The organism is Paenibacillus bovis, assembly GCF_001421015.2.
Lineage (GTDB): Bacteria > Bacillota > Bacilli > Paenibacillales > Paenibacillaceae > Saccharibacillus > Saccharibacillus bovis.
The window spans coordinates 1727697-1739727 of sequence record NZ_CP013023.1 but is presented as its reverse complement, the minus strand read 5'-3'; the positions used below and the strand labels follow the sequence as shown (position 1 = coordinate 1739727).

Genomic DNA, 12031 nt, shown 5'->3' with positions numbered 1-12031 from the left:
CGGACAGTCCAGTGTTCAGACTGCCCGGTCTTTGCAGATTTCACGGAAATTGCACTCTTTGCATTTGCGCGGAGATGGCATCGCGGTGAAATAGCTTTCCGGTTTGGGCCGGTTATAATAATCATCATCCAGACAGGAGCGCATTTCTTCAATGTACCTGCCGATGTTTTGTTCGACTTTGGAGATATCCTCGCGGGTTACGCTGTATTCCTGATGTTCTCCGGTAACCAGATACTCTACACGGATTTGTATTTTTTCCAGAGGCATATTGTATTTTTCCTGAACATAGGAAGCATACAGATATAGCTGATCGGAGAAATCATCTTCGCGGCCTGTTTTCCAGTCCACAATGACTACTGTACCATCTTCTTTTCGATATAATAAGTCCATTTTGACATAGACTTTGGTATCGAACAGAATCATCGTATCCCATTTCTCGATCTCCAGAATATTCACCTTGCTGCCGGTAATTTCCTGCCAGGTCTTATTATGATAAAGATGGCGTACACATTCTTCCTGCCGCTGCCGGATTGTGGCAATACGGCTGTTCAGGGTATCGTCGCCATAGTAGATTTCGGACAGCATCATATGATGCTTGGGATTGCGTAGCCAGCCTTCCCGATCCTGGGATTGTACATAGGCATCGTTGAGTAGCTTGCGTATCGTCGTTGATAAAAATTCGGGACGAGGAGAACTTTTGGATTCATCCCACTGCCGCAGCGCCGATTCGCACATCCGGTGCGCCAGATCGCCAAACAACAGATAAAAATTACGCAGCTGCTTCAGCCGATAGGCATGCACCTGCTCTTCCGAGCCCAGCCGGTCATTCCAGCCGTTATGAGAACCATAATAGTGAAAGTAATATTTGCGCAGACATTCATCAAACATATTGGCCCTGGACTGTGAGTAGGACCATTGCGGGTATTGTGCCATGCCAGACAGCCTTTCTGTAGATACTTGTAGAGATTTATCGTAATTATACCCATTATACCAGAGGTTTTGCGATAACTCTTTAGCGATAGCGACAAAGAGCTGCTAACAGTTCATACATCCGTCCGTATTCATTTCAATGTTATTAATGAAAACCCTTTCATTTTTAATGATATCCATGTATGCTGGGATTAATAGTACTAGTAAAATTACCCATATCTATTTTATCACGATATTCTGCAACTCATCCAAGCCTGTTACACCAGCACTCTATCAAGCATAAAATGTGAGATTGGAGGTTATCGATGTCTACTTCCTTTATATCACCGGAATGGGGAATCAGCCTGTCTGAGACCATATGCCCGGACGTACAGACGACGGTTAATCTATTGGGGATTCATCTGCGGGAGGTTAGCCGGGACTGGGAATGCCCGAGCCACAAGCACGACCAGTATGAGATTAATTATGTGCTGCAGGGCACCCAGCAAATGAGAGCGGGTACACACAGCTATACCCAACAGGCCGGGGATGTCGTTATCCTGCCGCCGGGGATTCCTCATACAAGCCGCAGTGTCGGAGATCAGTCACTGGTCTATGTATGTATTCATTTTGAGATGAATGATCGGGTATTCCTGTCTCTGCTGGAGCGTCTGCACCAGCTGGTGTTCCGCAAGGACAGCATGGCAGCGCAGCAGATTCAGCCCTGCATCATGAAGCTTGTGCAGGCTGCCGAGCATGAGAGCCAGCATATGATTACCCGCCGGATACGCCTGCAGGCTGCTTCTTTTGAGCTGTTCAGCGTACTGTGGGAAATTTTATTGAATGAAGCGGCGCAGGTATCTCCTTCAACCTATGCGCATATGGAGCTTGCCCATCAGATTGCCGCCCGTTTGCAGGGTATTGTGAACCGCAATCCAAGCCAGATCGCCGAGCGTCCTGATTCCCATTACGGAATCGACGATATTGCAGCAGAGCTGGGTATCAGTCCATCGCACTGCAACCGGATTTTTCATCAGGTATTTGCGATCTCGCCGCGCAGCTATCTGTCCAATCTGGTACTGCACAAATCCAAGCTGCTGCTCGCTGATCCGCAGATGTCTATTCAGGATATTGCGACGACACTCGGCTACCGGGATATCGCCCATTTCAGCCGTCAGTTCAAGCGCTGGTCGGGTATCTCGCCAAGTCATTACCGCAAAACCCATCTCCAGATGCGTCAACCGCTGGAGGCAGGTGTATAAATAAAGCACACAACCGGCCAAGGCATCCATGCGCAGCATCATATCAATAGATGGAGTGTGAACCGTATGAGAATGGTATTTCGCTGGTTCGGTGAGAATAATGACACCATTACATTGGACCAGGTACGTCAGATTCCGGGCGTGGAAGGTATCGTCTGGGCCCTGCATGATCTTCCCGTGGGCGAAGTCTGGCCGCGGGAACGCGTGCAGGAGATGAAGCAACTCGGCGAGCGTTATAGCTTACATATTGAAGTCGTGGAAAGCGTTAATATCCATGAGGATATCAAGCTGGGACTTCCCAGCCGTGACCGCTATATCGCCAACTACAAGCAGACGATTGAACATCTGGGTGAAGCCGGTGTCAAAGTGATCTGCTACAACTTTATGCCGATTTTTGACTGGCTTCGTACCGATCTGCACCATCCGCTGCCGGATGGATCGAACTCTTTATTTTACGAAAACAGCCGAATCGAGAATATGGACCCGTTTGAGCTGGTTATGCAGATTCAGTCCAACTCGGCACTGACCATGCCGGGCTGGGAGCCGGAACGTCTCTCTCATCTGACCGAGCTATTTGAGGCGTATCAGGGATTCACGGAAGAGGATTTGTGGCGCAATGTGCAGTATTTCTTGGATGAGATTATTCCGGTCGCCGAGGCTAATGGTATTCAGATGGCCATTCATCCGGATGATCCGCCGTGGTCGATTTTCGGGCTGCCACGCATTATTCGCAGTCAGGATAATATACGCCGCTTCCTCGGTATGTACGATAGCAAAGCACACGGAATAACGCTATGCAGCGGATCACTCGGTGCCAATCCGGATAATGACATTATCTCGATGATCCATGAATTTGCGGACCGGATTCCATTTACACATATCCGTAATGTCAAGGTGGAAGACAACGGCGATTTCCAGGAAACCTCGCATCGTACGATCGATGGGACAGTGGATATCGCCGGTATTGTGCAGGCTTATCACGAAGAAGGCTTTACTGGATACTGTCGACCGGATCACGGACGCCATCTCTGGGGCGAGCAGTGCCGTCCGGGTTATGGACTGTATGACCGTGCACTCGGCATTATGTATTTGTGGGGATTATGGGATTCCCTGCAGTATCGCCGCGACCACCCTGTTGCAGCTGCACCGGGCCGAAAGGAAGGGATTCGTGATGAATGAATCTGATCCACGGGTAACTGCACAAATGTCTGCTGCAGGCGCAGCCGGAGAACCAGGCTATACGGAAGCAGATTCCGGTATAGGGACTCCTGTTCCTGTGAATACTGATTACACGCCGGTACAGCCTGTTTCTTCCGATATCCCAAATCTGCCGACAGCTCCGGCAGCTCCCTCTACCGGCAATGCATTGGTCGACAAAACGCTGCGTGAAGTTATTCATTCGGTCGAAGCCAAGGAACATGAGCCGCCTACCGATACCCGCTCCCTTCCCTTGCCCCTGCACGAAGGATTACAAGGGAAAGTCGCTGTGATTACCGGTGGAGCCGGTGTATTGTGCCGTGCGATGGCGCTGGAACTTGCCCATCAGGGCTGCCACATTGCTATTCTCAACCGTACCGTAGAAAAAGGCGAACAGCTGGCCGAAGAGATTCGCCAGCTGGGCGTACAGTCGATCGCTGTCGGATGCGATGTCACTTCCGAAGACAGCGTAATCCTCGCGGAGACTGCGGTTACGACCCAACTCGGTCCGTGCGATATTCTGATTAATGGAGCCGGCGGTAATCGTCCGGATGCCAATACGACCGAAGAGGGCTTCCGCGAAGAAGACCTCAATGACGAGCTGAAGAAAACGTTCTACGATATCCGGATTGATGGGTTCCGTCAGGTGCTGGATCTGAATATGACAGGTACACTGATCCCGACACAGGTGTTCTCGCGTCATATGACTGGTCGTCCCGGCGCGACAATTATCAATATTTCTTCGATGAGCGCTTTTGCGCCAATGACCAAAGTACCGGCTTACAGTGCAGCCAAGGCAGCGATCAACAACTTCACCCAATGGCTGGCTGTTCATTTTGCCGATGCGGGAATCCGGGTCAATGCGATTGCGCCTGGCTTCTTTTTGACTACCCAAAATGAGAAGCTGCTCAAAAATGACGACGGCTCACTCACGGCACGATCCGAGAAAATTCTGGCTCATACACCGATGAACCGATTCGGTGTGCCGGAAGATCTGCTCGGCACGCTGCTCTGGCTGGCCGATACGCATACCTCGGGATTTGTGACAGGGATTGTGGTACCGGTCGATGGCGGATTTATGGCCTATTCCGGTGTATAAATCATAGGATCGAGGAATGATTGGCATTATAATAGGATCTGATATATCTTTTTATAAAAGTATACCAAAACGAAGCAGCACCGTTCGCCGGTCTGCTTCGTTTTTGTATATCTATTATTCTGTTGATTTCACTGGACAGTTTGAGCCCGCCAAAAAGTCGGTTGCTCTGGAGAGATAGCATATGTTTGCTACCTGCTTTTATACATGCTTATGCATACTCGCTTTTCCTTTATATGCTTCTGCTATTATACGTTTCCACCTATTAATGCTGCTTGTATTGCGGATAGAAATTCTGTTCTGCCGCTCTATGAATCAGCTTGGTACTCAAGCTTTATTTACGGCTACGTTCTCTTCTGACGCATACGCGGGAGAAGATTCTTCACGGAATGCGGAGCGGTATACGAATCCGATGACTACAGCAGCTGTCGTCATTACACCTGCTACTACATACATATCCCGCATCCCATACCGATCGGCGATCCAGCTCAACAGCAGCATGGCAATGGCAAAAGTGAAATTACTCAGCACACTAAGAGCAGACATCGCGCTTGGTGTCTCTGCCGGCGTCAAATTTTGCTGGATCAATGTACGCCGGATAATACCGGCAATCTGTACCGGCAGTCCGGATACAGCGAACAGAATCAGCGCCAGCATCGGAACATTGTTAAAGGCAAAGAAGAAGGTAATGATCACATAAGCGAGCAGGCTGAACAGCATCCACAGATACGCATTTTTTTGCAGCTTTTTGACGCGGGCTACGATAAATACGCCTCCGGCTATCGAGCCGATAAAAAATACCGTATTCATAAAGCCCCACCAGCTAGCATCCTGATGCAGCACTTCCACGACAAAAGCCAAAATAAATGCCCCCAGCCAGGCTGCGCCTCCCAGCGTATCGATATTATCGACAATCGCCAGTGTGCGAATACGCCGATTGGTAGCGAGAATTTTCCATCCTTCGGACAATTGCTCTCCGTAAGATGGCTTGCGTGCCACATCACCTGCACCGGACGCTGCAGAAGATACCTTGTCAGCCGCCTGAACTCCAGCAGCTGCATAAGGGTCACGGATAAAGGCGGTAAAAAACATGGCCAGAAAATAACTCACCGATGCAATCCACATCGTCGGGATTGCGCCGATTACAGCAACAATCACCCCGCTAAGCGCCCAGCCTGAGCACTTGACCACCTGATCGCTCACCGACATGAGCCCATTGGCTTTCATCAGACCTTCATCCTCTGCCAGTCTCGGAATGAGTGCATTGCGGGCAGGATCGGTCCATCCATCAAGAAAGGACATCCCGAACACAGCCAGAAAAATAATCGGATACGATACTTCGGGACTTAGCCACAAATAAAAGATCAGTCCGGTAAAAATCACGAATTGTCCCAGCTGCGAACCCATCAGAATCGATGTCAGGCGAAGACGAGACATGATCAGCGGTGCAACCAGTCCACTAATCATTTTGGACAGCATCCGAAACAGCGGAATAAAAATCGTGGTGAGCAGTGAACCGCTCTGCGTAAATACCAGCGTTACCAGACTGAGCGTGTACACAATATCCGCAATATTCGATACGGTCTGTGTGCCCCATAACATATAAAACGATTTTCTAATCAAAAACCCCATCCCTTTCTGAACGATGCTTGATCTTCTAAATAAATGGATATGCCTTAGTTATCAAGTTGAAGCGCTTTAAATTAAAATCAAACAATCAGTCTGAATACGCTAGGATGTATAGTTATGCAATAAGTTTACTAAATATGTATGGTATTAAATTGTTTTAATAGTAATTATATCCATTAAATAGAATTAGAAATAGTATATGATTTTCTTTTCGCTTTTGTCAATTTTAAGTATCGCATGGATAGTACATATTGACCAGACAAAAATTAAAGCTAATTCACCAGTTTATTATCCATCTGGATACTATACTAATAGATCATTATCGATTTATCCATATAAAAATAACGTAATTAAGTGTAATTATATCATTTTTGCGTTTCAAGAAATCCACTCATTCTCTCCTCTTTGCTTTTGCCCTGATTGTGTATCTATAGAAAGAAAAGAGCAAAGCGTAATGGATGCTTCACTCTTTTCCGGATATAAAATAAGGGATCTATCTATAACTATTTATTTTTATTTCATTATTTATTCAATCTTTGTACGGATCAAATTCATCTGCACCTGCCATGCATACGCCGATTGGTTTGAGCACATGCAGTATATCGAGCGTCTCGCTGTGCGCATCCAGTACGGTTTGCAGCTTGCGATAAGCAAAAGGACTCTCGTCTGTATCCGCTCCGCGCAGTTCCACTCCAAAGCTTGCTACTGCTTCTTTCATCTGCTCGCGTGTTACCTGACCACCAGAGCGTGTACGGGTTTTCCAGTTCATCTTGCCAGCAGCCTGGGTGCGGCTCATGATTCGCCCGGCTCCATGCACTGTGCTGTACAGGGCTTCCCGGTTCTCGGCGCTGTCCTTGCCGCTGACGATCACCGAGATATCCCCCATGCTGCCGCCGATAAATCCGAGCTGACCCGGCGCAGATGGTGTAGCTCCTTTACGCACGACGATCGTCTCCTGCCCGTCATGCTGTTCTTTCCAGGCAAAGTTATGGTGATTATGCACTTCAAAATCCGCCTGCGCACCTAGCAGTCTCAACAGTTCATCAATTACATAATCACGTCCGGCATAAGCATACCGGCCAGCCAGCTTCATCGCCCGGTAATACATATCTCCCAGCTCGCTGTCCAGATCCAGCAGCACCGGCGGCTGGTCCATATGTTCTCCCGGCGCTTTCCCAAGGAAATCACGTCCAGCTGCTAGATTCAGAAATCCGCTCGCTGTTTTATGACCGAAGCCGCGGCTACCAAAGTGATTGCCGATCCAGAGCCGTCCGGTTGCTTCTTCCTCAAACAGATCGACATAATGGTTACCGCTGCCCACTGTACCCAGCTGTTCACGGGCGAGACGCTTTAATTTGTCATGCGCTTCGCGGCCTGCGGCAGCTGTATATACATCCCAGTCTGGATCATCGAATAATTCGTGATCAACCCGCTGTTGATTCACTCTTCCTACGCCAAAGGAAATACTGGCAGCAATCCGGTCCATGATTGCCGCGATCTGCGGACGAATGTCTGCTACCATTAAATTGGTACAAACCGCTTTGTTGCCGCAGCCGATATCATAACCGACACCAGAAGGAGAAATCTGGCCGCGATACGCCACTACTCCACCGATCGGCTGACTGTAGCCTTTGTGATGATCTGCCATTAGCAGCGTCTGTACCACATTGCCGGTACGCGAGCAGGTCACCGCCTGACTGAGTGCTCCCGGATCGGGTTCCCCCCAGACACGTACACCATCGATAACTTGAAATGCCATTGATTACACTCCTTTATTCCTGCGGATTAGTTGATATTTACAGCCTTGGATCGATCGCATCCGATTCCAGACTTAGAGCAGCCAGTACACATTCATGCATACGCTCCAGCGGCTCCCGGCGGACAAAACGATCCACCGACTCCAGACTCAGTGCAAATTCCATCAGTGCATGACGTTCTTTTTTGCGCGTTTTGCGCTGCTTCAGTCGGGTCAGATGCTCCGGCTGCAAGTAATCCATTCCGTAGATCATATGCAGATACTTGCGGCCTCTGACCTTGATCGCAGGCTGAATCAGCCGATCGCCGTCGTACATGGTCATATACTCCGGTTTGAGTACGATTCCTTCATGTCCATCTTCGGTCATTTCTATCCACCAGCGGATCAGTTCCTGTTCACTGTCCGGATCATTGTCAATATCCATGACCCGGTATTCGGTCGGCATAAACAGAGACGAATATGCTGCCAGTTCTGCCGCATGCTGCATATGCCATTCATGTGAACGATCCATGAGGGAACCGCTGCTGTGAGCGAGAATATGAAATGGTGCAATACGCAGCCCTTCTGTTCCTTCAGTATCCCAGCAGTATTTCTGGAACGTCTCGCGGAAAATATCCGCATTGGTCTGGCGGGCTGTGCATTCTGTGATCCAGTCATCCACTTCACGTCCTTCGGCCCGAGCGGTATGCAGACGTTTCAGTATATAGCTGCGGTCCATATCAGCCGCTTCGGATACATGGGCATACTGGGAAGCAATCAATTCACGTGCTTTGAGATTCCATGGCACAATCTCGGTATCCAGCAGCACCCAGTCGGTAGCATAACGGTCAAAATAGCCTGCCCGGACCAGATCGTCCCGAAGCTGTCCGATAACCATCTGTTCCAGTTCTGTCTGAAAAAAGGCTCTGCCGGTACGGGTATAAATAGTACCTGCCAGCGGACGACCCACATAAGGCACCGCTGCATGTTCATCGCGGAACAGAAGTACAATGGCCCGGCTGCCCATATGCTTTTTCTCCGCTACCAGCCGGGTAACATTGCGAGAACGGTAATAGGCTACCGCTTCTGCCGGGTGCTCCAGATAGCCTTCTGCTTCCGCCGGAACAGGAGGTGGTGTCATGGTCGGCGGGATATAGACCAGTTCTTCCAGCGGTATTGTGTAATGGGAAGTCGAATCCAGTGCCGATTTGACAAATTCACTGCGAACGCCAATCTCTCCATAGCTGTCTGTCAGTACCGTATATCCATCGATAAACTGGCGCAGATTCGGTGCAGCAAAGCGGCGCTTCTGCCACCGGATGAGCGGACTGTCCGGGTCCTGGGCATAATCTTCTTTCGCTTCCACACTTACAAACCTCTGTTCCGGATAACGATACGCTGTCAATCTGCCGCCAAATACAGCTCCCTGATCTATATTAATGGTCCGGTTCACAACGGTAGGCTGTGGACGCGGATCATGCCCCCATACAATAATCTCACCCGAGGTATGGTCGGTAAACCAGTCTTTGCGAACAGGACGGCCATCTTCACCCGTCTCAGATACATCGCCATAGCGGCAATAGTCGTCGATACGCCGTGATTGTTTGCCGATAAAGCGGTCCTGTATTCCGGCATGGGCCACAACCAGACAGCGAATACCGTTACGCTGGAAGACCAGATGCGACGGAGCAGACATAAGCATATCTTTTAGCGAGTTTTGCAGAAGCTTCATCGCTTCCGCTCCATGCTCGGCTCCATAAGCCTCCAGCTCGGCAGCGAATTTCTCGTCACCATGATTCATCGTAACCTTGCGACCCTCCAGATAACGCGCTACTTTCCAGCCGTGATTACTGTCAACCATAAGTCCCTGACCAGCCGCAATCTGGCGCTGCCAGAACAGCATGGTGTCCATGGAGCGAGGTCCGCGGCTCATAATATCACCGACCGATACCAGTTGACGGCCATCGGGATGACGATATACTTCGTCTTTATCCGGCTCATAGCCCAGCTGCTGGATAAGTTCTATCATCTCCTCATAGCATCCATGGATATCGCCAATGATATCTATACCGTGATCGAGATCGTGAATCAGCGGATTGGCTTTTCGTTCAAAAGTAACGGATGCCATATCCTGAGGTTTTAGAATATGGACAGCCCGAAAGCCTTCACTTTTCAGAGTGAATATATTTTTGCGGAATACCTGATAATGCTGCTTAACCCGCTGCCGGCCGCGAGCATGTTCACGTTCGCGATCCCGTTCCAGCAGCGTTTTCTCGGGAATATCCAATGCAATAATCGTAACAGGCACATGATATCTGCGCCCTATTTCAATATAGACAGCACGATCTTCCGGATGCAGATGCGTCGCATCGACCCATGTAGTCAGATTGAGCCGACAGCGTGAACGGATAATCTCTTCCATAACACGAAAAGCTTTGTCCGAGATCAGGCGATACTGCTGGTACAACACTTCACTTTCATCGCGGGACGACCGCCGCCAATCAATATGCTCCGTATCGCCGACGACAGCGCGGAACTGATCGGAAGATACCGCTTCATTCGGACCGATCACTCCCTGCTCCATCAGGGAACGAATCCAGGTACTTTTGCCACTGTTGGAAGCTCCCATCAGCAGAATAATGCCTGCATGGGGCAGCTGGATATGTTTGTTTGGGGATTGCTGATTCATTGGGATGATTCTCCTTTCCGGCGGAATATCGCCATTTGGGTCGGTTGTCCGTGTATGTCCGAGATTTCTCCGATACCATGCAGACTGACTTCATAAGGTCGTCCGGATACCCATTCCCGGCAGTGATCTGCCAGTTCTGCACGCGTCCACTCAAACCGGTGATCGGTATGACGAATCTCCTGCTCTTGCATGTCATAGACGGCATTATATTCACGATTCGGTGTAGTTATAATGAGCGTCTCAGGATGGTACTCATCCAGCAATGTAGTCATGACCTGGGGGAGACGATGTTCATTGATATGCTCGATCACTTCACACAAAATGATTACGTCCTGTCCCGCCCATTGATCATCCCGGTAAAAGAGTGAACCGGTCACCAGCCTTGGAACGACTGAAGAATTTTCCTGCTCCAGCTTGCCAAAGCGTTCCAGTGCTCTCAGACCGGTATAGGCCGAAGGCTCGACAGCCCAGACCTGCTCCACTCCCGCAATCCCGGCCAGACGTACAGATAACTTGCCTTCGCCTGCTCCAAAGTCCACTACACTGCGACGGTGCAGCAGACCGGCCACCTGTTCTACGATAGCCTGATAACGCAGTTCATTCAGGCGTACAGGCGGTTCAGTCTGCTTTTGATTATCTACAGCAGATGCCGCTGTATCTGCTATATTCGACTGTAAGGCATTGATCTCTGATATCGCTTGTTCGTGTCTCGGATACTGTACAGCGGTGATATCTGTATTTGTACCTGTACCAAGCATATCCACAGCTGCCGCTTTCTCTCCTGCCAACTTGCGATAATCGGTAATCAGCGGCGCGAATCGCAGCGCTCTTTTGATAATCAATTCCTGCTGCGGATGATGCTGCAGCCAGCCTTCCCCATAGCGATGCAGCTTATCGATTTCCTCTGCACCGATATAATAATGCTTGTAATCGTCCAGTACCGGCATCAGGATAAACAGCTGTCTCAGCATCTGCTGCAGTGTCGCCTGTCCGGTCACGCGTATATTCCGGACACTGCTGCGGCTTTTCAGGTCAAAGGTATATTCAGCAGCGCCCCGCTCAATATCCACCTCATAACCGAGAGCGGTGAACAGCGATTCTACGACAGCATCCGGCAGATTCGAGGCCACCGGACCAAATGTTACTTCCAGCGGAAAAGCGTAATCTACCCAATCCGCATAATCCGCTTTGGGTTTGCCGTTCAATGCGGTGCCCAGTGCAGGGCGGATATACGAGCAAAACAGACTGCTCACAACAAACTCACGGTCGTTGATGTACTGGGTAATATCGTAGCTGTCCGGGCTTCCTTTGACCAGATCGATTGGATCGGGAGTAGCAAAAATAGTAAATTCGATCTTGTCTTCAGCAAATGCCGAATAAATTAGTCGCACTCTGGCACCTTTTTCATTGCGCTCATATCGGTTATGCGGATTTTTGGCCAGCAGATGCGAAATCATCCCGGCATGGGGACCTGCTGCTTTTACAGTTAAATACATCGTATATTGCTCCTCTCC

8 protein-coding genes are annotated in these 12031 nt (G+C 49.6%); 3 read left to right on the top strand and 5 right to left on the bottom strand.

Going from position 1 to position 12031, the window contains the following annotated elements:
• Nucleotides 1-15 precede the first annotated feature (15 nt).
• Nucleotides 16-933, bottom strand: coding sequence for a PD-(D/E)XK nuclease family protein (locus AR543_RS07420; protein ID WP_060533163.1), 918 nt, complete (start codon nucleotides 931-933; stop codon nucleotides 16-18).
• A 302-nt stretch (nucleotides 934-1235) separates the two neighbouring features.
• Between AR543_RS07420 and AR543_RS07415 the strand changes: the two genes are divergently transcribed.
• The 3 genes from AR543_RS07415 to AR543_RS07405 all read left to right on the top strand — a co-directional run bounded on the left by AR543_RS07415 (nucleotide 1236) and on the right by AR543_RS07405 (nucleotide 4467).
• Nucleotides 1236-2171 carry an AraC family transcriptional regulator gene (locus tag AR543_RS07415; protein ID WP_060533161.1) on the top strand — a complete coding sequence of 312 codons (936 nt, stop codon included), beginning with the start codon at nucleotides 1236-1238 and terminating at the stop codon, nucleotides 2169-2171.
• 66 nt (nucleotides 2172-2237) lie between these two features.
• Nucleotides 2238-3350, top strand: coding sequence for a mannonate dehydratase (gene uxuA / locus AR543_RS07410; RefSeq protein ID WP_060533159.1), 1113 nt, complete (start codon nucleotides 2238-2240; stop codon nucleotides 3348-3350).
• Nucleotides 3351-3621: 271 nt separating this feature from the next.
• A complete protein-coding gene (locus tag AR543_RS07405) occupies nucleotides 3622-4467 on the top strand; it encodes an SDR family oxidoreductase (protein WP_060536681.1) in 846 nt (281 codons plus the stop codon).
• A gap of 324 nt (nucleotides 4468-4791) precedes the next feature.
• On the opposite strand, the gene AR543_RS07400 is transcribed toward AR543_RS07405, so the two are convergent.
• From AR543_RS07400 to AR543_RS07385, 4 genes are all read right to left on the bottom strand, one after another.
• Entirely contained in the window at nucleotides 4792-6087 is a 1296-nt protein-coding gene (locus AR543_RS07400; protein WP_060533157.1) for an MFS transporter, read from the bottom strand.
• Nucleotides 6088-6622: 535 nt separating this feature from the next.
• Nucleotides 6623-7852, bottom strand: coding sequence for an RtcB family protein (locus AR543_RS07395; protein WP_060533155.1), 1230 nt, complete (start codon nucleotides 7850-7852; stop codon nucleotides 6623-6625).
• A gap of 37 nt (nucleotides 7853-7889) precedes the next feature.
• Nucleotides 7890-10517 (bottom strand): polynucleotide kinase-phosphatase, encoded by a 2628-nt coding sequence (locus AR543_RS07390; protein ID WP_060533153.1) that lies wholly within the window; start codon nucleotides 10515-10517, stop codon nucleotides 7890-7892.
• Nucleotides 10514-12013: a methyltransferase domain-containing protein gene (locus tag AR543_RS07385; RefSeq protein ID WP_060533151.1), complete on the bottom strand. Its 1500-nt coding sequence runs from the start codon at nucleotides 12011-12013 to the stop codon at nucleotides 10514-10516. Before AR543_RS07385 ends, AR543_RS07390 begins: the two co-directional genes overlap by 4 nt.
• Nucleotides 12014-12031: the final 18 nt, after the last annotated feature.